Raw genomic sequence first — 23,244 nt, forward strand, 5'->3', positions numbered from 1 at the left:
TAGGAGGGCCAAAAAATGAAAAAAATGGTTTTATTGATTCTTTCTGTCTTTTTCTTTGCCGACTTTGCGTTTGCGCAATGTGATAGACCTGTGTCTTGTACAACGCCCGAATATTGTTCTTATACTCCGTCGTGTCTACTTGATTCTGATAGAAAAGGATTCACTTGGAATTATGGAATAAAAGGCCTTTCTCAAAAAAGACGGACCAAATTTTGGGTTGGAGAAGAGATTTCAATACCTCTTGATATTGAAGGATGTTGTGATTGCATAGTTGATGCGACCTCTACTTTGGAAGACGGCGATAAAAAAATCAATCTACGTCTTGAAACGAAAAATTGGCTTACTGAAAGTGAAAAAGCCTTATATTATCCAAATGGTTATGATGGCTTACATTGGAGAGATAGGCAGACGTGTTATTATGAACTTGTAGGAACAGCATCCCAACCCGGAAGTTATAGTGGCCAGATCTATCTAAAGCAAATTCGACAAAGTCATTTCCATTATATTGGTAAAGCTGTAATGGAAGATGATGATCTTAAAGAATATACTAATTCGACAATTAATTTTTCCATTGACGTAAATTCATTAGATGAACCTATGGGAAGTGGATCAAAACCGAATAGCAAGGCAACTATAATATCAAGAGATGCTGCAGCTAGTTATTATCCTCAAGCTGAGATATATTCGTATTTGATAAATAACACAAATACACAACAGACTCTTGATAATCCGTTTATCGATTACTACATGACTTTGCCCAATGACCAACAAACAGGAATCTTCAGTATATGGAAACTCCCTGAAAACTCTTGTATTCAAGTTATCGAATGCGATGGTAATAACTATGTATTCAGGCATCAATACGCCGGAATAAAGACTCTTGATGCGGGAGAGCACCTGGGCGAATTTCAATTAGCTCTTTATGATGCTCCAAACTATCGGACTAACTTAGATTGGTTTAACGACATGAGCGAAAAAACTGACGAATATGATGCCAACGAAGATTATTCATACTTGTACCCAGCAGAATCATACGATCATTCTGCAGCCAGAAACAAACATTACAACTACAAGATGGCTTCTTTTGAAAAAAACGGAACGCTTTTGTACGGTAATTATCCTAGTTGGCTTAATTCAAGTTGCCATATAATTCAGCCGAAAGAACGCGTTGATGGTGAGCACAGCCGCATTCAGTACAGAGCAACGGCCCAGAATAATTTGAAATGGTGCAATGCCGATGATTTTGTTATTCCTTCCAATCAAATTCCGTCGAATCTTACGGTACAATTCCTTGACTTGGAACCTGATCATCCTACGAGAGGTTATTTTGTTTTCCGTGTAAAAAACGATGATAATGCAGATGTGAATCTTGATGGCTATCAAATACGTTTTTATTATGACAAAACGTCGTATGACCCTGCGTTATTGAAGTTTATCCAAGGAAGTTCTAACCCAACGACATGGAGCACTGAACGTTGCCGAGATGATCTATACATGTTGAAAATTAATCTGGGTTCAGATGCCGTTGCTGCGTCTCATAACTACTATCCAGCAAACGAACAGGTAAGCATTCGTTACGATGCATTCTTGGAGAACGGAGCCAACGTTGAGAAACAAAAAATGACTAGCTGGATGGGCATTTCAGATTTTGCAGACAACAATCTTGTTGGTTTATTTGATGCCAATGGTCGGAAAGTCTTTGGATATGCGCCACAGTGTGATAATGGAGAACATCACGACGACGATATTGTGACCAACTCCAATTTGAAGGTTCAGTTCGCTGATGCTCAGGCCAGTCAAGACTACCATGGTGATTTTATGTTTAATGTGGTAAATACTGGTTCAAAGGACGCTTCTATTGGCGGTTATGAATTGCTCTTCTATTATGATGACGCCCCAAATCCTGCAAATGCAAAAAAAGTTTTTGACCCGTACAACCTAGATGGCGCTTCATATTCCTATCAGCAATGCTCTGATAATAAATATGTCTTGAAAATCAAATTGAAATCAGATGCTATAGTGAAGGCCGGATCAAGCTATCCTTCGGACGCCAGTAATCCTCTAAAAGTTGGCGCTTACATCGGATACCATAGTGAGCCAATGACAAAATCGAATATGGAGAGCTGGATTAACACCACTGTAATGACAGACGATCCGCAAATGAGTCTGTATGATGCAAACGGAAATTGGGTTTACGGAAAATCGGGGGCTGTCTGTGGGTATTCCGATGGCGGAAACAATAATGGCGGCAACCAAGACAATGACAAGCACGATATTAAGGAAGACGAATATAAATTCAGCAAACTTACGGCCCAATTTGTCGATTATGCCAGGGATGTTGTGTTTAGAGGTGATTTTGCATTCCAAGTCTACAATTCCGGAAATAAGGAAATGTCCATTGGCAACTATGAAATGCTATTCTACTATTATTCTCACAATGACTTTAATGCTGCTGACGTAAAGTTCTATGATGGAAATCTCGCGAATTCCATTATTACAAAAGAAGTGTGCGCAGATGGCAAATTTGCCCTGAGAATAAAATTAGATGAGAATGCTTTTATCGCGCCATATGGAACATACCCTGTATACAGTCCAATAACTGTTGCAATGGATATGGGCGGAAAAACTATCAATAAGAGGGATGACATTTATAGTTGGACCGACGCAAGTATAATGAGCGATGATTCCAGAATGGCTTTATACGATGATAAAGGGAACTTGATTTTCGGTCAGCCACGTTTTAATTGTAGTAATTCGATTACTGTTCCGAAGGGAGGAACTTCTTCAGGCAGTGTCACTGCTAACAATTACAAATTTACGGTGTATGAAACAGAAAGTCTTTATGATTTCTCTTATTCGGAACAAGGCGAAAATGAACAAACTGAAAATATCGTTGTAAAGAACGGTCAGGCAGAAGTTACACTAACGGTAAAGAATATCGGAACACTTAATGCGGATGGTCCTATTTATGTGGAATACTTTATAACTCATCCCGATGGACAGGTTCCGCTTCTTACCGCCAATGGTAATGAACTTTCAACAGCCGGTGTTGAAATGGCTATAAACGACCAGTTGTCTGTTGTACGACATTCTGTAGGGGATAGGCATGTTTTCATCTTTACGGTGAAGGACGGTCTAAAAATTAATAACGAAGTGTCTATTAATTTCAAGTTAAACGACAACTGCATCACTTGCGTAGACAAGGACGAAGCAGAAACATTCTTTACATGGAATGTTATGGATGACTGGTCACGCGCTCCAAATTTCAGGAATAATTCTGGAAGTGATGTTGTTGAAAATGTTGTTGTTCTCACGAACGATTTGGTTCCTCGTTATGGAGTCGCTGATCCGTATGCTGCTCGGTATAAGGTTGTTTATGGTGAAGGTAATGGACCTGTAGTTGAAATTCCTGGAATAGAAGTGCAGAAGCCAAATCCGAACCGTACAGATGCCACGGCCTATTCAGGCGGACAGTTGCTTGTGAATGGAGACTTTGAAGAGCCCTCCATGGTAGGCTGGGATCTTAAGAGTGGAACAGTGAATAATATCAGAGGAGCAACAACACAGGGCTCTAGGTTTATAAAGCTGTTTGGCGAAATTTGTCAAGAAATCCCTGAGTCAGCTATTGAACTTTTGGCAGATAGCGCTGCAGTTCTGTCGTTCTGGCATATGGATGAAAATTGCGCTGAAGGTCAGAAAAATTGTAATAATTTTTATGTGAAATTGGGAAATACATCTTATGATGTGCCGGGGTCGGCAAAGTGGTTCCGTCAATCGGTATATTTCTTAAAAGGGCAATTGAATGACTCTGAGAAGTCTCTTTGTATAGGAACGAATTCGAATGTAAGTTTCGATGACTTTGCCTTGATTCCGAATACGAATGACCAGCCGGTAACATATGCGGTGCGCTTTACGACAACTCAACATGAGGAAATTGAAAGCCGTACTTATGATGGAATGAATAAACTCCTTGTGAAGAGTTCGGAAAGAGATGCTATGGGCCGTTCTTGGTATAAGTATCTTCCGTTTGAATACTTGTGTGATGATGCCAAGGACTGTAATTCTGAAATCTATACACTAGACTATCCAGATATAGCAAAGGAAAAGTATATTAAGGATAATCCGTTCTATGCTGATGCACAGGGATTTCCTTTTGTGGAAACAAAGTGGAAACCGGATCCTGCAGCGACTAAGGATGTTGAAGGCGCTCCTGGCAAGGCATTCTCGCTGGACGCAGATTCCAAGGAACACCATGTGGTTCGTACATATTCATCTGGCGTGAATTTGGAAGGTATCGATACGACTGATTTCACTTCGTTAGCTTCAGCGGTAAATGCCGTACGGAATTGCCGTGTCTATACGGAAAACGAATGCCTGGACAATGCCAAGAGTGATGATGGCGATTACAACTTCCATGCTGCAAAGGATAAAGACCCCACTCATATGTGGGAAATGACAATTGAACAGAATGGCATTGCAGCATTTACGGTAAAAGACGGTGAAGGAAGGACCATTGTCAGCGGTTCCATGAAAAAGACATCGTCGAATGAAAATGGAAAAGTTGCTTATGAACTTCTAACGCGTAGTGTTTACGAACTAAATGCTCAGGGTAAAGTTATTAAGGCGCATTCGCCTTTGAGTTGTGATTATACACCGAAACCGACAAAATGTGTCGATCCGAGTTATTTTAATTACGACTCGCAAAATCGTTTAGTGAAAGTTGATGAACCTGATGCTGGGATATCTCGTATTTATTATGACCGTTTTGGCCGTATACGTGCAACCCAGACTCAAAATCAAATTGGAACAAAATCAGCTACTGCTATACTTTATGACCATTTGAATCGTGCTATCGCAACAGGTGAATGGAAACACAATAAAAAAGAGGAAGATCTTGAAACGGCCTTATTGACTGATGAAACTGTTGAAGCAAATAAAGAAAATTTCCCGTCAGAAGAGGCCCTCACTCCAGGAACAATTACTCGTAAATTCTATGACAAAGTACCCACAGAAGACACGTTGAATTTCCTTGGTGTCGATATTGCTCCGTCCAATGTTTCTTTTGAAAATACACGCGGTCGCGTTACTGCTACGATTTCTGATGTGCGAACAGTATTCAACACCGATGGCTCTGCAAAGAAAGCGACAAGTGGTGCCGATAGTGTAATTCGTGTTTCAACGGCTAATTCTTACGATAAATATGGCCGTGTTCTTGCGAGTTACTCGTTTGACCCCACTTTGCCGGATGATAGCCTTTGGATACTTGCGGTAGAAACTGAATATGATCTAGGTGGTAAGGTTCTAACCGTGACAAAGTATCCGTATGGCTTGAGTGATAATGCGAAAAAGCGTAAAATTACAGAAAGTTATAATTATGATCGTCTTGGACGTGTTGAATCAATCTTTGCCAAAGATGGCTCAAGTCCAGAAAATGCAATAGCAACTTACGAGTACCTACCAACAGGGGCAGTCAAGTCTATAAAGATGGGTAATGCGCTGACACTTTCTTACTCCTACCATATTAGTGGTGCCGTAAAAACAATTGATGTGACATCTACCCGTGAAGAGCAGCTCTATTCTGAAACACTTTATTACGAAGATTGTGGCGATGGGGAATGTACTCCGCAATACAATGGCAATATAAGCCGCATGCTTCATAAATTGGCTCATTCAAACCAGGATTACGAAGCTCTGCGAGACGTACAATACACTTATGATGAGTTGAATCGTCTGACAAGTGTTGCAGACGCCAACCAGCCCATATTTGATGAAATGTTTGAATATGATGTGCAAGGCAGGATTACCGCACAGCGTAGAGCCAAGAAGAACGATCAAAATAATAAGTATGAAGTAGGCTCCACAGGTGGCGAGTATACGTATGATAACAAGAACAATCACCTGATATCCGTAGCCGATGGCATGGGTGGTTCTGCTGATACCCGTATAATGTCCGAATCGGACAACTTTGAATACGATTCAGAAGGGCATTTAACCAAAGACAAATCCAAGAAGATGGAAATTTCCTATGATTGGAAAGGTATGCCCGTAGAATTCACACGCAACGATAACTGCATCGACATCCACGAGCAAATCGTTTGTGGTTCAACGAAGCTGGTATTGGCGTATGACGGTTTAGGCCACCGCATCTCAAAGACGCGCATGCGCGACCTGGGGAACGGCGTATGGGAAACGGAGCAGGTAACCCACTACACGGGCATCGGCACCGAAATCCGCGAGAATTTCGCCGGCGAAAGCCCCGAGACGAAGGTTGTGGTGAACATGCCGCAGGGCCTCGGCCGTTATGAGATTGAAGATGCTTCTGAACCTGCGAATGTCAACACCTCCAGAACGTTTGAGTGGTTCCTGAAGAACCATATCGGCTCGACGATGCTTGTTTATACGTCAGGATATGGAACCCCAGGTACAGTGATGGCGGCATATGACTATCGTGCCTTTGGTGAACAGATTGAGCTTAAACCATCTTCTTCGGGAAAGATTACGGAGAACTTCACTGGCAAGGAGAGGGATGACGAGATCGAGCTGAACTACTTCGGCGCTAGGTATCTTGATCCTATGCTTGGAATGTGGACATCCGTCGATCCTGAAAGACAATTTGCGAGCCCCTATCTATACGCAGGTAATGGGGGGAATCCTATTGGATATTATGATAATATAGGAAACTATCTAATTCGCAAGCGTGGTGGAACGTATGAAATAAAAATTGTAACAGAAGCAGATGCGTACTCGGGTGTACTAATTAGAGATGGTTTAATGGGCGCATTCTCTATTGCAGGCGCAATCATTGTCGCTATAACTCCAGAAGCTGCTGCTGCTGTTGCTTGGACCACAATTCCTGCATCTATTTTGTATGGCCTTGCGAAGGGCGCATTAACAGAGGGCGCAGCAGGTGCTACTACAGGCGCAGCAGAAGCTATTCAATCAGGGGCTATGGGACTCATGGAACAAGTTGCAGGAAATACGGCAACCGTAGCGTATACAGTATTTGATCTTGCTCGCGGATATCAAGAACTATCTAAGAATGTAGATTCTGATGCCTTTATTAATGAATTTAACCGAAGAATGCAAGATCCTAATGTTTACAACTCCTTCAAAACCCCTGAGGAAGCAAAAGCTTTTGCTGATGATATCAATAACAGCATAAATAATTCTCCGGCTCCTCCTGAACTTACACCTCCTCCACGTCAGGGTAACCCGCATGTAGAGGTTGGTCCAGTAATAATTGAAAAAACAAAATAACATAATAGATTAGATTTAACCATTAAATTAGATTTAGGTTTAAAATGAAAAAAATTAAAGCAATAGTTATCATTATATTATTTTTTACCCTAATTGTGGTTCATAATCTTATAAATAATGAAACAACACTTTTTGGAGCTCTAGCCTTGCCAATTACTATTTGGTTTGGTCTTGCCATTTTTATCATGTGCAATGCAGGCGTGGTTCCAGGAAGAAGTAAATATCAATATATAGTTGAAGATGATTTCGACAAAGCATTAAAAGAAATGAAAAAAAACAAAGAGAAAAATCCATCAATTACAAAGAAACGTTACATCAAAAAATCGTAACAAATTTCCCACAAAAGGTCGCTTCGGCGGCCTTTTTCCGTAAAATCATTGTTTCATTCTGTTAAGTTGTAAAAAATAATACTACATTTCTTTATATGAAAACAAAAATCCTTCTTCCTATTTTCCTTATGGCTTTCTGGGCCTGTTCTGACAATGAATCTAACCCTGTAAAAACGGATGTGCCCGAACCGCCGCCGGCTTCGAGCGAGACTGTTCCCTCCTCGAGTAGCGTAGTGGCAGAAGTGCCTGATACTTGCGGGAGTTTTGTCGACGCTCGTGACGGGCAATCCTATTGCACGGTAAAGATTGGTGAGCAGACTTGGATGGCAAAAAATCTTGCGTATGCTATTCCAGGTTCCATTTGCCGTTCGGACAATCCCGCAAATTGCGAAAAGTACGGACGTCTCTATTCCTGGGCTCAGGCTATCGGAAAAACGGATGCGGAATGCGGTGTGGGCAAGAATTGTGCTTTGACAGAAGGCCAGTTTCAGGGGGCCTGCCCGGAAGGCTGGGCGTTGCCCGACACAAGTGACTGGAAACAGCTGATGAGGTTTGTCAGGGAAAACAACGAAGGCGAATCATTAGCGGCGAGTCTCTTATCCACAGAAGAGCCCGAGTGGGCAAAATATGTTACAGCAACAGACCGTTTTGGTTTTGCCGCTTTGGCCTCTGCCGGATCCTACAGCCCCACAAATGCTTTCACGGGGGACGACCGAACATATTTCTGGTCTAGAACGCAAGATACATTCGGCGATGATGACTATAAATACGCCCACATGTTCCTTGTCCAGCCGCTTGACGAGGTGGTCAGGGTTGGTTCCGCGGGCAAAGGCGCACAATATTCCGTCCGCTGCATAAAATACTAGCAGGATTCAGTTTTCTGCAAAAAAAGGTCGCCATTCGGCGACCTTTTTCCATAAAATGCACGTTCAAGGCACGTAAATCTTTTTACCTATACCGCACATAAATCAAGGGGTAAGAGTCTTTATCCCAAGGATTCACATAGAAGTAGTAATGGTCATTGCCATAGTAGCGAACGAATTCATTTACACATCCATTCTGCCGAGAAAAGACAATGGAGCCAGAATCCTTATTCACAGTGGGCGAGTTGCCAAGGAACAGATCGACATCGCTATAAGACATGCAATCGTCCTCATTGTTATTGGCATAAATCTCAACCTGTTCTGCATCATAGGGGCCAAAAATCTTTGAAACCGTTCTATCAACGTCACCCGGCTTACTACTATAACGAATCACTTCCTCATTATAGGGAGCAGCCTGCCCAATATGCAGGGGGCCATTCCCATCCGGGTCCGTTGTATAGGAGAAATCAGACTGGCCAGGTTCACCCGGCTGGTCATCGAACTTAACCATCAGCATCTTTCGAACGGGCTTCTTGGCGCCAACAGCGGAATACTCAAATATAACAGCTCCATCCTGGAAAATACCATTTCCCGAGATATGTTCCGGGTTCTGGTCACCCTGGTTTTGATGAATCAGGTGCATTCCATAGCCCTTCGAATATGGCGCTCCAAAGACATAGATCCTCTTAACATTCTTGAAGAGTTCATCGAACATCGGCAATTTAAACTGCTTCGGGTCACTCGTTGGAGTAGCGCTGTCATGCTGCCATCTCCTACCGGCAATATCACGCAGGATTCCGTAATGGCGTATGTAGTCTAGGGCACCTTCCGAAGCGGTACCGCCCTTTCCGGGAATCATTGTAATGGGATGATATGCATTTGTCGCCGACCAAATATTACCATAGTAACTCGCATTATAGTCTCGCATATTTACAATTCTATACGGGAATTCATATTTATGGCCGTTCTTGATATCAATAACACAGTCGTACACCTTATTGTTACTTGTCTTTACCTTAAAGCGATAATGTAAAAACTTACCCTCTTGCCCTATGCGCTCGACTTCATTTGAGCCAGCGACGAATGTTCCTACAACATAGCCATATTTACTCTGCTGAGCAAATACAGACGATGTTATAGCGGCAAGGCCGAGTAGTACAATGATTTTACTCAATGGTATTTTCATACAATCTCCTTTTAGATTGATTAAAGGTTATTTTAATAATATATAATTTATACATAATATTTTCAATAAATTATTTAGAATAAACGAATAAAACACACAATACATTCAATTTCATAAAGTAGTGTATGCTTTGAAGAAGAGCTTAGGGATAACCTGCGCAAGGAACACCTCTACAAGTTCGAAAAGAGGCGAGGTTGGAATATTTTCCCTAAAAAAGTCGCTCCGGAGGCCTTTTCGCATGGCAAAATCACCTGAAAGTGGGCAAAAATCCCGTTTTTTTCTATTTTAAGGACATATGCGCAAGTTTGCCTTTTCTTTTGCGGCCCTTTTTGCCGGTATGTGTGCGGTGCAGTCCTTTGCCCAACCCCGCGACCTGTTCGCGGAATTCGAGGCGGAGGCCGAAGCTGCCGACGCATCTTCCAGCAGCGTCGCACCCTCTTCTAGCAGTGTCGTCCCGGCGTCCAGCGTCGCCGCATCCTCAAGTTCCGAGGTTCCGCAGTCCAGTTCTGTCGCGCCCTCCAGCTCGAGCATCGCCAGTAGTTCCTCTGTAGCCGTATCCGCTCCGGCCGATACGGTCCCCGCCGCACCGGTCGCAAACGCCGATTCCGCGGTGCAGCCAGATTCATCCGTAGCAGATTCCGCTGTCGCCGATTCCGCGCAGCAGGCTTCGCCCGAAGATTCGTATGTTGCATCAATGAACAGGCAGATCGAAGAGGCCAAGATGCGCGACTCTCTCGCCGCACTCAGTTCCAGCAGTTCCGAACAGCCCGCTCCCGATATTTCTTCGAGCAGCATGAGCCGCCGTGACCTACTTGGCCCGGTGAAGGTGTCCAAGGTCTACGGCATCGACGAGATGAAGGGCCGCTACCGCAGCCCGCGCAAGGCGCTGTTCATGTCGCTCGTAGTGCCCGGCTCCGGCCAGCTTTACGTGGGCGGATCCACGTTCACCTACGTGCGTGGCGGTGTTTACCTCGCACTCGAGGCCGCCCTCTGGGGCAGCTGGTACTACTTCTCCGTCTACAAGTACAACGACCAGGTCAAGAAATACAAGAAGTACGCGAAGGAGCACTACTCCATCGGCCGCTACGAGGCGGGCATGCGTGACCTTTACGGCCAGCTTTCCGACGAGATGGAGGAATCCCGCTTCGAGGCCCGCTACATGAGTTCTCGTGAAGGGTTCTGCGAAGCCATCTACGGTAGCGCGACCGCATCGAACTGCTACACGGCGGGCCGCCTTTTCAACCAGGACAAGGCCCACTACGACCGTTTCTCCGTATCCAACCCGTCCTCGCTCAAGGACGAGATTAAGACCGTCGGTTCGTTCTATGACGCTCCTGCCGTATACCAGCAGATTTCGGACAAGTCCTACGTGCTCGGTTGGGACGACGTGACCGACCCGGCTATCGCGATTAACCTGGAACTCGAGGAAGAAGACCCGTCCGACGGGCTTGTCCCGCTAGGGAAGTCCAAGCACATGGACGAATACCGCTCCATGCGCGGCAAGGCGAACGACTACGCCGACATGCAGGTCTGGTTCTTCGGCGGGCTCATCCTGAACCACCTGGTCTCGGCCATCGACGCGGCGTTCACGGCGAACTCGCACAACAAGACCCTGTATTCCGAAGAACTTTCTTGGTACGACCGCCTCCATTTCGACAGCTACGTGAACATCTTTAACGGGCTCGACGTGGGCGTGCAGGCCAGCTGGGGATTCTAATGCGTTTTCTGTGGGCAGTATTGCTTGCCGTGCTCCTCGCGGCCACGACCTCCTTTGCACAGGTGGTCATCTCGGTCGACGAGAGCGTAAGCAAGAACCGCGACAAGAGCCTGTGGATTGCACTCGGAGCCAGTGCGGGCCTGCCGGGCATGGGTGAACTCTACCTGGGCGAAAAGAGCTTGGTACGCCCGTTCGTATGGACGGATGCCGCCCTTTGGCTCACGGCCATCAGTTCGTATGTCATCGGGGAACGCTATATCACCTCGGCACACAGCTATGCGGTGCGCCATGCGGGCCTCACGAGCAACAGCCACAAAGTATCGATGCTCAACACGGTGGGCGACTACCGTAGCCGCAGCGGTATCGCGGGGCAAAACTCTTCGCCCGACATGGACGAGGATTACAACCAGGCAATGATCCGTGCGGGCAAGGGCGTGAACGACGACCTGGACGAAAGCATCCAGTGGGACTGGGGCTCTAGCGACAATCCCGAATCAACGGAACATATCGACGAGTTCAAGAGCCGCATGCGGCACTACCGCGTAAGCCGCATCGTTTTCCAGGTCTCTGTCGGTGCGCTGGTCATCAACCGCGTCATATCGATGCTCGACGCCATGCGCATCTACAGGGCGACATCTTCGAAGTCCTTTTCCGAGCGCATGGATATCGTGCCGCAGTTCATGGAGGACGGCGGCGGTCTGGGCGTGAACGTGAAGTTCTAGGCCAGCGATGCTCCGGTTCGCGCGAAAGTCACGCCTTTTCCTAGCGCTAGCCGTTTTCCCGCTTATCCTCTGCTGCAGCAACAGCACCACCTATTCCGACGAACCCGAGGAGCCCCCGCAGCTCGAGTGGACAACAGTCCCGTACAATTCCGAGCTGCTACGCATCACGGGCCGCACCAACTATACCATGGGCGACTTCGTAATCCTATCGTGGTCGGCCTCCGCCGTCACCGTAGCCTTTGTCGGGACAGCGCTCGAGATGGAGGCCGGCACGAACCAGTTCGCCTATATCGATGTGTTCGTCGACGGGGAAAAGGAGCCTTCGTCCCTGATAAAGCTTGCCAAGACGGGCGAGGAGCCTATCGTAGTGCCCGTAGTTGACGGGCTGCGCTACGGCACGCACGTGGTTACCTTGTACAAAAGGAGCGAGAGTCGCAACGGAGACTGGCTATTCTACGGGCTGCGCGTACTGGGGGAGGCTCGCAAGGACCTATTGCCCAAAGTTCCCAAGCACAAGATTGAGTTTGTCGGAAACTCCATAACGTGCGGGTGCGACGTACTGAACCCTGTCCCGGGTGGAGAATCCGAGCTGGCCTATACAAGTTCGTACCACAGCTATGCAGGGCAGACGGCAATGACCCTCAAGGCCGAGATACACAACATCTGCATGGGTGGGCGAGGTTTCCACATCAATTACGACAGGAGCAAGAACTACCTGCTTCCCGCCATATACGGATTGACCGGGACGACGTCAATCTACACGGTAAACTGGGACCCTGACAAGTGGCACCCGGACATAGTCGTGGTGAACCTGGGAACGAATGACTTTGCAAGCGGCGCGAACGATTCCGCAGGGTTCGTGAGCGCGGCGGTCAGTTTCATCGAGCGCATACGCTCGTATCACCCGGAATCCAAGATCGTGATGCTCGACGGCCCGATGCTCACGGGCGAACTCATGGTCCAATGCCGCCAGTACCTGGACACCGTGAAGGCGACCCTCGAAAGCCGCGGAATCGGGGACCTTTACCGCTTTTCCCTGGACCCGAGAGGCGATAATCCGTTCGGGATCAACTTCCACCCGACCCAAAAAGAGGCCGCCGAAGATGCCAGGAAACTGAGCGCATGGATACGCTCGAAATTCGGGTGGAAATAGGGCAACATGGCGTTTTTTTCTAAATTTTCAGGAAATTTCATTTAAATGCAACCATTTGTACGCGATATGCATCTAACAGGCGTGAAAAAGATCTTTATTTCCATTTTTGTGTCCATATTCCTGGCTGCCTGCGGTGGCGAAGATTCCGCTGCGAGCGGTGCGAAGGGTGCCGGTGCTCCGGGCAAGGGTGGCTCCGGCGGGAAGGGTGGTCCAGGTGGCAGGCCTGCCCGCGTGATTGCGGTAGAAGGCTATATCGCGGAATCCCATGAACAGGGGAAGAACTTTACGGCGATGGCAACCCTCGAGCCCCTGAACAGCGTTTCGCTCACGGCGGCTACCTCCGGTAGGCTCACGAACCTTTACGCAAAGGACGGCGCCCAGGTGCAGAAGGGCACACTCCTAGCAAAGATTGACGATTCCGAACTGAAGGCTCAACTCAAGCAGGCGGAATCGAACAAGCAGCTCGCCCAGCAGAAGTACGACCGCGCGAAAGGACTCTACGAGAAGGACGGGGCGACGAAGGCCGACATGGAAGCGGCCGAGGCCTCGCTCAAGTCATCGGAAGCTTCCGTGGAACTCATCAGGGCGCAGATTGCGAAGACCGAGGTACGCGCTCCGTTTGCCGGCAAACTCGGATTCGTTAACGTTTCCGTGGGCGCATGGCTCACGACCGGCACGCCGATTGTATCTATCAGCGAAGTAAAAAAGTTGAAGGCGAAATTCGCTCTCCCGCAGCGCTATGCGTCGGCCCTCAAGGTGGGCGATGCCGTAGAGCTCAAGGACGAAGAACGCAATGTCTCTAAGTCCGGCAAGGTGAAGGCCCTGGAAGCGGGGCTTTCGGAAAGTAGCCGTACCCGCCAGGTGCTGGTGGAAGTCAATAACGCAGGGGGCGAACTCCTTGCAGGTTCTTACGCGAAGGTGAACGTGACCATGCAGGCGGGAGTCGCAAAGAGCATCCCGATTCCGGCAGAGGCGTTCACGCTGGACAAGGACGGTGCCTACGTGTTCGTGGCTACGGGCGGGAAGGCGAAAATCAAGCACGTTCAGACCGGGCTCCGCACGCCGATTACGGTCGATGTGACCGGAGGGCTCGACGAGGGCGATACCGTGATTACTTCGGGTCTCATTAGCCTGCGCGAAGGCATTTCTGTGCGCATCCGTGAAATCCGCCACAACGCCGATTACGAAGTGGAGTAAACGCGGATGAGTGTCGCGAACCTTTCCGTACGTCGCCCGGTGCTCATGACAGTGATGGCGCTTGTCATCATCTTGCTCGGCGCTTTTGGTGCCACTAATTTGGGCGTGCGCGAATACCCGAACGTCGACTATCCCTTGATTCAGGTGCGTACCTCGTATCCGGGCGCTAACGCCGCGGTGGTGGAGGCCGAAGTCACCGAAATCTTGGAAGCGTCCATCAACAGTGCGTCTGGCATCAAGGCGCTCACCTCCACGAGCCGAGACGGCTTCTCGTTCATCAACATCGAATTCGAAACGGGCATGGACCTGGAGGCGGCCGCCAACGAAATCCGTGACCGCGTGAGCCGCGTGCGCCGCCGCTTGCCGGACGATGTCGATGAGCCGACGGTCTACAAGTCTGATAGCGACAACGACCCGATTTTGATGGTGAGCCTCGTGAGCGACAAGCTCGACCCGATGGAAGTTTCCGAAATCGCGAACAACTTTGTGAAGGAGCGCCTGCAGACCATCAACGGTGTATCGGAAGTTGCCATCTGGGGCGAGAAACGCCCGACAGTGCGCCTGTGGATTGACCCTGTGCGCCTGCAGGCCCTTGGCGTTTCGGGAGCCGAGATGTCGGCGGCGCTCAAGCGCGGCAACCTGGAATTGCCCTCCGGTTCTATCGAAGGTAGCGAGACGACACTTTCTATCCGCACGCTGGGCCGCATTCTGGACCCGAAAGCGTTCGAGAACATTGCCGTAAAGACGGCTGCCGACGGGACCGTCATCCGCATTTCTGACGTGGCCGACATCCATTACGAACCGAAGGATACGCGTACTGGGTTCCGCCGTAACGGCAAGAATTCCATCACGCTCGCCCTGATGGCACAGCCGGGTAGTAACCACGTGGAAATTGCCGACGAGTTCTACAAGCGCGTCGAGGACATCCGCCGCGAGATTCCCGAAGGCGTGCAAGTCCTTTACGGGCGCGATACCTCCATCAACATTCGCGCTTCCATCAAGGAGGTGGTGGAGACCATCTTCATCGCGTTCCTGCTGGTGATTGCGATTATCTTTGCCTTCTTGCGCCAGGCGCGTACGACGCTTATCCCGATGGTGGTGGTGCCGGTGGCCGTCATCGGTAGTTTCTTCGTGCTTTACCTTTGCGGATTCAGTATCAACGTGCTGACCTTGCTTGCGATGGTCCTGGCGATTGGCCTCGTGGTCGACGATGCCATCGTGATTGTGGAGAACATCTACCACAAGATTGAAAACGGCATGACGCCCAAGCAGGCGGCGGTCGCGGGTACAAATGAAATCTTTTTCGCGGTGATTGCGACCTCGGTCGTTTTGATGGCGGTGTTCGTGCCGGTGCTTGCGCTGGGCGGTACTACGGGCCTCCTGTTCCGCGAGTTTGTCGCGGTGATGATCGGGACGGTTTTCCTCTCGACGCTCTGTGCGCTCACGCTCTCGCCGATGCTCTGTTCCAAGTTCCTGAGCCGCCAGAAACAGGGTTGGTTCTTCCGCATTACCGAGCCATTCTTCGATTGGCTCAACCGCATTTATGCGGCATTGCTCGGCGGATTCCTAAGGTTGCGATTCCTGCTTTTCCCAGTAGTGGCGGGGCTCTTTGCCATCGCGTATTTCTGCTTCAACAACATGAGTAGCGAAATGGCCCCGACGGAAGATTCCAACGCGGTCATGGTGAACCTGAACATGCCCGAAGGCGTGACGCTCACGCGCACCAAGCGCATGGCCGATGCCTTTGCCGAAGAAGTCATTGCGCTCATGGATACCAACGAGTATACCGAAATTCAGGCGGGCGCTTGGAACGCGGGCAACTCCAGAATGCGCATATTCCTGAACGATGACAAGAAGGCGCGCCGCCCGCAGAGCGAAATTGCCCGCAGCATCCAGGTGCTCGGCAACGAATATCCCGATTTGCGCGTGATGGTTTTTGAACCGCAGAGCATCAGCACGCAGCGCGGTGGCCTTCCGGTGCAGTTCGTGTTGCAGGCCCCGAATATTGAAATCTTGCGCACGCTCGTGCCCAAGTTCGAGGAAGAGGCGAGCAAGAGCCCTGTGTTCAGCGTGGTGAATACGAACCTGAGGTTCACGAAGCCCGAACTGCATATCGAGATTTTGCGAGACAAGGCGAACGAAGAAGGCGTGTCGGTGAACGACATCGCGCAGGCGGTGCAACTTGCGATAAGCGACCAGAGTTATGGTGAATTTTATAAGGACGGACGCCAGTACGATATCATCGGAGCGGTGGGTTACCAGTACAGGAGTATGCCCGAAAACATCGCAATGCTCACGGTTAAGAACGCGAAGGGCGAACTTGTGAGTCTCGATAACTTCATCACGTTCAGCGAGCAGTCCGCATCGCCGTCGCTCCCGCGATTCAACCGATTCAGCGCCGCCACCATCCAGGCGGGCCTTGTGCCCGGCAAGACGATTGGCGACGGCGTGGAAGAGATGCGCCGGATTGCGAAGCACTTGCTGAAGGATTACCCGAGCGTGAGTACCGCATTGAGCGGATCTTCGAAGGAGTTCGAGGAAAGTTCCAGCGGTCTCTACATCGTGTTCCTGCTTGCGCTTGCGCTTGTGTTCCTGGTGCTTGCCGGGCAGTTCGAAAGCTTCCGTGCTCCCTTCGTGATATTCTTTACGGTGCCTCTTGCGCTTGCGGGTGCGCTTGTCTGCCTGTTTATTACCGGTCAGACGCTTAACATCTTCAGCGAGATTGCTCTCATATTGCTTATCGCGCTCGTGACAAAGAACGGCATCTTGATTGTGGAATTTGCAAACCAGATTGCGGCGAATACCGGGTGCACCAAGCTTGACGCGGCTCGGATGGCGGCGGAACGCCGCTTCCGCCCAATCCTCATGACGAGCCTTTCGACGGTATTGGGCGCCGTGCCCTTGATTCTCACGGGCACCCCGAGCCGCATCGCGATGGGTATCGCCATCGCCGGTGGCCTCACGTTCGCCACGTTCCTCTCGCTGTTTATTGTGCCTGCTGCCTACAGTTTCTTTGCGGGCAAGGTAGAATCCGGCAAGGCGATTGACGCAAGCAAGATGGCATAGTCGCTCACGGTGGCGTAGCCGTTCGAGTTGGCATAGTTGTTCGCACTAAAGTGCCTAGGGTTTGTGCCCCTGGAATTTTGTGAGCGTCTCGATGTTATAACCTTTCAAGGCATCGCGTCCGTGCAGGTCGAAAAGTTCGATGACGAATAGCAGCATTTCCACCTTGCCGCCCAGTTTTTCGACGAGGTGTGCCGCGGCCCTGGCCGTGCCGCCAGTCGCAAGCAGGTCGTCGATAATGACCACTTTCTGGCCGGGCTTTATGGCGTCCTTGTGAACTTCGATGCTTGCCTGCCCGTATTCCAAATCGTAGGAGATGCCGACGGTTTCGCGCGGGAGTTTCCCCTTTTTACGCACAGGCACAAACGGCTTGTGGAAATGCTCGGCGATTGAGACTCCGAACAGGAATCCGCGCGCCTCAAGGCCGGCGACCAGGTCGAATTCCACGTTTTCTAGCGCCTTGTAGAGGGCATCGAGCGTGAGCTTGAGTCCGTCGGCATCGTTCAGGATTCCCGTGATGTCGCGGAACAGGATTCCCGGCTGTGGAAAATCCGGAACGGAAATGACGTAGTCTTCAATACGTTTCATTGTACTTATCGGTACTAGCAAGTTTTATGCCTGGTTTAATATTTGCTCAACCTTCGCGATAATCTTGTCGCGCTCGCCACACCAGCTGGGGGCGAGGAGCATGTCGCTCGGGCTTTCGCCGCTAAAGCGCTCGATGGCGGTATCCGGCCCGATAATCTTTATCATCTCGGCGACGGCGGCGCAGTATTCCTCGAATTCCAGCAGTTTGATTTCACCTGCGGAAAAATCTTGGGCCATCACGGTGCCCGCGACAATGTGCAGCGGGTGGATTTTTACGGCGGCGAGGTGCAGGTCGTGCACGACTTCGGCAGTGTGCTTGAAGTCCATCAGGGTTTCACCGGGGAGCCCGACAATCACGTGCGTGGTGACGGTGAGACCCGCAGCCTGGCAGCGCTTTACCGCGTCCTCGAAATCGGCGAGCGTGTGCCTGCGATTGATGGCGGCAAGCGTGAGGTCATTTGCCGTCTGCAGGCCGATTTCCACGATAATCGGCTTGTTGCGGTTCATTTCCGCGAGGTATTCGATCTTCTCGTCTTCAAGGCAGTCCGGGCGCGTCCCTATCGCAAGCCCAGCAATTTCCTTGTGGCTGATAATCGGGTCGATAATCCCCTTCAGGTGCTCGAGAGGCGCGTGCGTGTTCGTGTACGGCTGCAGGTAGGCGAGGATGCCCGCATTCGGGTATTTTTCGCGCAGGCGCGGCACGAACTTGTCGAGCTGTTCCTGGATACTGACCTTCGCCTGGTCGAACACCGGGCTGAAACTGCGGTTGTTGCAGTAGCTGCAGCCCGAGAAACCCTTGGTGCCGTCGAGGTTCGGGCAGCTCATGCCGCCGTTCAGCGGGAGTTTGCGCACCTTGAGGTAGTTCGGGAAAATCTTGAGCAGCAAATCGCGGTAGGGAGTGTAGTGCATAATATGAAAGATAGATATAGACGAAAGACTATAGACGAAAGACGAAAGAAAAAAGCCTAGATTCGGAAAGGACATTCATTTGTATGTTGATACACTTGATACACTTTGATTCTTTGCGAAATACTTCTGTTTCTCAAAGTAACCGAAAAAAGGCATTTTATGAGGGAGAAGATGCCTAGCCATTATTATATTCTAGGCAAAACATTTTGGTGAAAATGAGGTCCTTATGAATTTTTCGAAAGTTAAATCGGCGCTTGCCCTTACTGCAGCCCTGCTTGCCGCTCCGGCACTCGCGCAGAACGTGCTGACCAACGGCGACCTGTCGTATGGCGATGGCGGCTGGTACATTTGGAACAACCCGGACGGCCCGGCCAAGTACGAATCGAAGCTTGGTGAAATGGGACTCGGTGTCGATGGTAGCGAAGGCGTCAAGCTCACGGTGACAGAACTTCCGAACCCTTCGTGGGGCTTGCAGTTGCAGCCGCCCAAGTGGCTCGCCGATTCTGCCTACTACACGCTCACGTTCAAGGCGAAGGGCAACATGCCCATCAACGCGATTGTGCAGGGCGGCCCTCCCGACTGGCGCCAGAAGGAAAGTGCATCCTTCATGCTCACCAATGAGTGGAAGACCTACTCCATGGTGTTCCTTGCCGACCAGAAGGGCTACGGGCTCAACAATGTCACGTTCCATGTGGGCCTTGCCAAGGGCTGGCTGCAGATGGACGACGTGGAAATCGAGAAGGTGGAAGGCCTCGACGACATGACTTGGTACAACAATTCCGCCGCCCGCATCGACAGCCTGCGCAAGAAGGACTTTACGCTCAAGGCCGCCCCCGGTGCCCAGGTGAAGGTGGAACTCATGCGCCATGCATTCCCCTTCGGAACGGCCCTCGCACTTTACCCCAGCAAGGACAGTATCGAGACCTGGTATAGGAAGACCGCCAATAAGTACTTCTGGTACGGCGTGCCCGAGAACCAGTTCAAGTGGCCGGAATACGAACCCAAGAAGGGCAAGATCCGCCGCGACGAATTCAAGCAGTACCTCGACTACGTTGACGCCTACAAGTGGGGCTTCCGTGCGCATACGCTCGTGTGGGGCCATCAGGGATACGGCTTCGACAAGCATTTCAGTAACCAGGGCAGCTGCAAGGACATCTCGAACAAGATCAAGGCCCGTATCGACCGTGACCTCAAGGAATACAAGGGCCGCATCAAGGAATACGACGTGTGGAACGAGGCTTTCCATGAGCCGTTCATCTTCAACAAGTGCGGTTGGGATCTGCTGGACTCCGCTCACGTGTGGGCGCATCGCGCCGACCCCGATGCCCGCCTGTTCATCAACGAGTACAACGTGGTGTCCGCCGGCGAAACTGAACGCCTCTACGACATTGTGAAGGGAATGCTCGACCGCAAGGTGCCCGTACACGGCATCGGCGTGCAGTGCCACTTCGGCGACCGCCAGCTGAACCCGAACTTCATCAAGCAGCGCCTCGACAGGCTCGGCTCCCTCGGGCTCCCCATCAAGATTACCGAACTCGACTTCGGTGACTGGCAGAAGGGCATGTACTTCGGCGAAGACGAACAGGCCAAGCGCTACGAGATGGTTCTGCGCATCGCGTTTAGCCACCCGGCAGTAGAAGGCATCTTGCTGTGGGGCTTCTGGGATGGCCGCCACTGGGTCAAGAACGGCGGTATCGTTGCCATGGATGGCCGCGAGAAGCCTGCCGGCAAGCTCATCTACGACTTGTGGCATAAGGTGTGGACCACCAACGGAACGTTCAAGGCCGACGAAAAGGGCGAAGTGAAGTTCCGCGGTTACCCCGGCAAGTACAAGGTAACCATCGACGGCAAGAGCGAGACGGTCGAACTGAAATAAAATTATATTTCCCGGTATGAAAAAATCCATACCGGGTATTTTGTGTCTGCTCGCCATGCCCTGCTGCATCCTCATTTTCGTGAAGGTGCAGGCCTTGTCGGGCGACCTGCTGGCGCTCCTTGCCGCAGTGCTTTTCTATATCGCCGTCATTGTCGTATGTGCGCTCGTGTTCAACAAGCCAGACCCGCGCAACGTGAAGATGGAGCACCCGATGATAAAGGAAGATACGGAGAACAAATAATGTCTATCGAAGATCGTTCCACGCTAGTCTTTGCGACTGGGGTAGGCCGCGTTAAGGAAGAAAAACCGAAAGCCGAACGCCCGCAGGGCGACGGCGTTGTCCGCATCCAGTTGAAGCGCCTCGGAGGCGGAAAGATGGCCAGTGTCGTCACGGGAGTCCCGCTCGACGAGGACGAGCTCAAGGATCTGGCCCGCGTGCTCAAGCAGAAGTGCGGGGTAGGTGGGTCCGTAAAGGACTTCAATATCGAAATTCAGGGCGATAAACGTAACATTTTGAAAACAGAACTCGAGAAGAAAGGCTATACCGTCAAATTATCGGGCGGTTAACAGTCCAATTTCCGCCCTCTTTTTTGAAAACTTGTCTATATTTATTTCGGAATAGGAAAAATCAAATGAAAAGACCTCTGAACAAAGCCTTTTTTATGCTTGCCGCGGCTGTTGGTGTAGCCGGAGCGCAGGAACTTTCCCCGAAATATTTTGACTGCTGGATGGAGAATGTCGCCCACGTAGACGCCTCCGAAATACAACGCTTGGGTATCAAGACATACGGTGACGCCTGGATTTGCGGCTGTTTCAATGTGGAAGAGACGGAAGGCGTCGACTGGCAGGAAGGCGAAATCCTCACGAAGGTGAACAAGGTCTGGGACTTGCCCCAGTTCGAGATTCTCCCGTGCCGTGCGAAGGACTGTAGCGACACGAGCGAGACCTACGCCAAGAGCCTCGACCTCTGCGTCGACCACCTGAACAACACCGGATTTACGCTCGCCGACTTCAAGGAAGACGGGGGCAAGGTCCATGACGCCATCGCACAGAAGTTCGTCGACGCAAAGGATTCCAAGAAAAAACCGAAAAAGGACGACAGCGACCTGACCGACTTCGGAAAGTACTTCGAGGCACACAAGGCCAAGGCCGACAGTATTCTCTGCTTTTTCCAGTACCACGAACGTCCGGGGACGGACCGCTTCTTGGAATGGGACAAGAAGGGCGTGTTCAGCATCTCGGGCCTCCCCGAAAAGCTTTTGCCCGAATCCATAGGCAGTTTCCCCGACTTCAGTGACGTTCGCTGCAAGGACGGCAACACATGGACCGGGTTCCTCGTGAACGGCTATGTCGAAAATGTGATGAATGTCGATGAAGAAGGCAAGTTCCACGGCCACACGATTGGCTACGGTAACGACCTTACGCTCCCTGTCCGCCAGGGCAAGGACTTCGGCAAGGAACTCTACACGGTCGACTATGTCCACGGAGTCAGGAACGGCACTGCCAAGTTCTACCGCTACAGCGCTATGGACAACATCGGCGTGACCGACAAGAAGAAAAAGAAGAAACTCGAGAAATACTACTTCCTCCACCTCGAAGTCCCGTACCGCAAGGGCGCCGTGCACGGCATGGTGAACATGTTCTCGCACAAGGGATTCCTGATGGCCGAAATCCCGTACTGGGATAACGAAATCCACGGGCGTGTCGTAGTACACTATCCGTTTGTCGAAGACGTGAAGGCCATCGAGGCCGCCGACAAGAAGGAAATGAAGCGCATCTCCAAAATCAAGAAGAAGAAGGACAAGGAAGCAGCACTGGAAGCCTTCAAGCAGATGAAGGAAGAGCGCGAGAAGAACAAGCCCAAGGACAAGATTACGATTGATTTCAAGAAGGGCAAGCTCAACGGCCCGAACGATCTCGGCTACTCCTTTGGCAACTACCGCGACGGCAAACTCGACGGCAAGTACATGACGTTTACCGTGAAGGAAACCTGCTACGAGTGGATTCCCGTAAACGGCCAGGAAGGCCTCGATTCCACGACCACGAACAAGGTCTGCCTTACCGAGAAGCAGGACAAGAAGAGCTGGGGCACGTTCCGCAATGGCGAACTCCAGGGACTCATCGAATGCGCGAACGGCATCAAGGGCAAGGAGAACGTGGACTGCGACCACGCTTACTAGGCTGCATGCACCTCGATGACAAATCGGGCGCTTTTAGTTATATTTGTCGCGAACTTGAAGACCGCAAGGTCTAAAGGTTGCATGCCTGGATAGTTTAACAGGATAAAACGCGTCCCTCCTAAGGATGAGCTCCGCGTTCGAGTCGCGGTCCGGGTATTACGCTGGTGGATAACTCCGCCAGCGTTTCTTTTTTTGCTTTGTCAC

Annotated in this window: 15 protein-coding genes and 1 tRNA gene; 13 read left to right on the plus strand and 3 right to left on the minus strand. The window is 50.4% G+C overall.

Annotation, left to right across the window (positions count from 1 at the left end; all coding sequences use genetic code 11):
- Positions 1-15: 15 nt before the first annotated feature.
- The 3 genes from B7994_RS12530 to B7994_RS12540 all read left to right on the plus strand — a co-directional run bounded on the left by B7994_RS12530 (position 16) and on the right by B7994_RS12540 (position 8,452).
- The gene (locus B7994_RS12530) at positions 16-7,257 is read left to right on the plus strand and encodes an RHS repeat-associated core domain-containing protein (RefSeq protein ID WP_088638809.1); all 7,242 of its coding nucleotides are present in this window, start codon (positions 16-18) and stop codon (positions 7,255-7,257) included.
- A gap of 44 nt (positions 7,258-7,301) precedes the next feature.
- A complete protein-coding gene (locus B7994_RS12535) occupies positions 7,302-7,586 on the plus strand; it encodes a hypothetical protein (RefSeq protein ID WP_088638810.1) in 285 nt (94 codons plus the stop codon).
- 95 nt (positions 7,587-7,681) lie between these two features.
- Positions 7,682-8,452 (plus strand): FISUMP domain-containing protein, encoded by a 771-nt coding sequence (locus tag B7994_RS12540; RefSeq protein ID WP_088638811.1) that lies wholly within the window; start codon positions 7,682-7,684, stop codon positions 8,450-8,452.
- A gap of 82 nt (positions 8,453-8,534) precedes the next feature.
- On the opposite strand, the gene B7994_RS12545 is transcribed toward B7994_RS12540, so the two are convergent.
- Positions 8,535-9,635, minus strand: a complete 1,101-nt coding sequence (locus tag B7994_RS12545) for a DUF2278 family protein (RefSeq protein ID WP_088638812.1) — start codon at positions 9,633-9,635, stop codon at positions 8,535-8,537.
- A gap of 295 nt (positions 9,636-9,930) precedes the next feature.
- Between B7994_RS12545 and B7994_RS12550 the strand changes: the two genes are divergently transcribed.
- The 5 genes from B7994_RS12550 to B7994_RS12570 all read left to right on the plus strand — a co-directional run bounded on the left by B7994_RS12550 (position 9,931) and on the right by B7994_RS12570 (position 17,490).
- Complete coding sequence (locus B7994_RS12550; protein WP_088638813.1) at positions 9,931-11,352, plus strand: hypothetical protein; 1,422 nt, start codon at positions 9,931-9,933, stop codon at positions 11,350-11,352.
- Positions 11,352-12,074 (plus strand): hypothetical protein, encoded by a 723-nt coding sequence (locus B7994_RS12555; RefSeq protein WP_088638814.1) that lies wholly within the window; start codon positions 11,352-11,354, stop codon positions 12,072-12,074. Before B7994_RS12550 ends, B7994_RS12555 begins: the two co-directional genes overlap by 1 nt.
- Positions 12,075-12,081: 7 nt before the next feature.
- Complete coding sequence (locus B7994_RS12560) at positions 12,082-13,227, plus strand: SGNH/GDSL hydrolase family protein (protein WP_088638815.1); 1,146 nt, start codon at positions 12,082-12,084, stop codon at positions 13,225-13,227.
- Positions 13,228-13,308: 81 nt separating this feature from the next.
- Positions 13,309-14,424, plus strand: a complete 1,116-nt coding sequence (locus B7994_RS12565) for an efflux RND transporter periplasmic adaptor subunit (RefSeq protein WP_233143211.1) — start codon at positions 13,309-13,311, stop codon at positions 14,422-14,424.
- A 6-nt stretch (positions 14,425-14,430) separates the two neighbouring features.
- A complete protein-coding gene (locus B7994_RS12570; RefSeq protein ID WP_088638817.1) occupies positions 14,431-17,490 on the plus strand; it encodes an efflux RND transporter permease subunit in 3,060 nt (1,019 codons plus the stop codon).
- A 54-nt stretch (positions 17,491-17,544) separates the two neighbouring features.
- Here B7994_RS12570 and B7994_RS12575 read toward each other — a convergent pair whose 3' ends face one another.
- Together B7994_RS12575 and B7994_RS12580 are read right to left on the minus strand one after the other, a co-directional pair.
- Positions 17,545-18,075, minus strand: a complete 531-nt coding sequence (locus tag B7994_RS12575; protein WP_088638818.1) for an adenine phosphoribosyltransferase — start codon at positions 18,073-18,075, stop codon at positions 17,545-17,547.
- Positions 18,076-18,099: 24 nt separating this feature from the next.
- Positions 18,100-18,984 carry a TIGR01212 family radical SAM protein gene (locus B7994_RS12580; protein WP_088638855.1) on the minus strand — a complete coding sequence of 295 codons (885 nt, stop codon included), beginning with the start codon at positions 18,982-18,984 and terminating at the stop codon, positions 18,100-18,102.
- A 226-nt stretch (positions 18,985-19,210) separates the two neighbouring features.
- On the opposite strand from B7994_RS12580, the gene B7994_RS12585 reads away from it, so the two are divergent.
- The 5 genes from B7994_RS12585 to B7994_RS12605 all read left to right on the plus strand — a co-directional run bounded on the left by B7994_RS12585 (position 19,211) and on the right by B7994_RS12605 (position 23,196).
- Positions 19,211-20,860, plus strand: coding sequence for an endo-1,4-beta-xylanase (locus B7994_RS12585; protein WP_088638819.1), 1,650 nt, complete (start codon positions 19,211-19,213; stop codon positions 20,858-20,860).
- 16 nt (positions 20,861-20,876) lie between these two features.
- Positions 20,877-21,101, plus strand: coding sequence for a hypothetical protein (locus B7994_RS12590; protein WP_088638820.1), 225 nt, complete (start codon positions 20,877-20,879; stop codon positions 21,099-21,101).
- On the plus strand, positions 21,101-21,427 hold the full coding sequence (locus tag B7994_RS12595; RefSeq protein ID WP_088638821.1) for a stress response translation initiation inhibitor YciH: 327 nt from the start codon (positions 21,101-21,103) through the stop codon (positions 21,425-21,427). The genes B7994_RS12590 and B7994_RS12595 overlap by 1 nt, the downstream gene beginning before the upstream one ends.
- Positions 21,428-21,492: 65 nt before the next feature.
- Entirely contained in the window at positions 21,493-23,040 is a 1,548-nt protein-coding gene (locus tag B7994_RS12600) for a hypothetical protein (RefSeq protein WP_144063892.1), read from the plus strand.
- 83 nt (positions 23,041-23,123) lie between these two features.
- A tRNA-Arg gene (locus tag B7994_RS12605) sits at positions 23,124-23,196 on the plus strand.
- Positions 23,197-23,244: the final 48 nt, after the last annotated feature.

It is taken from the genome of Fibrobacter sp. UWR2 (assembly GCF_002210285.1).
Taxonomy (GTDB): domain Bacteria; phylum Fibrobacterota; class Fibrobacteria; order Fibrobacterales; family Fibrobacteraceae; genus Fibrobacter.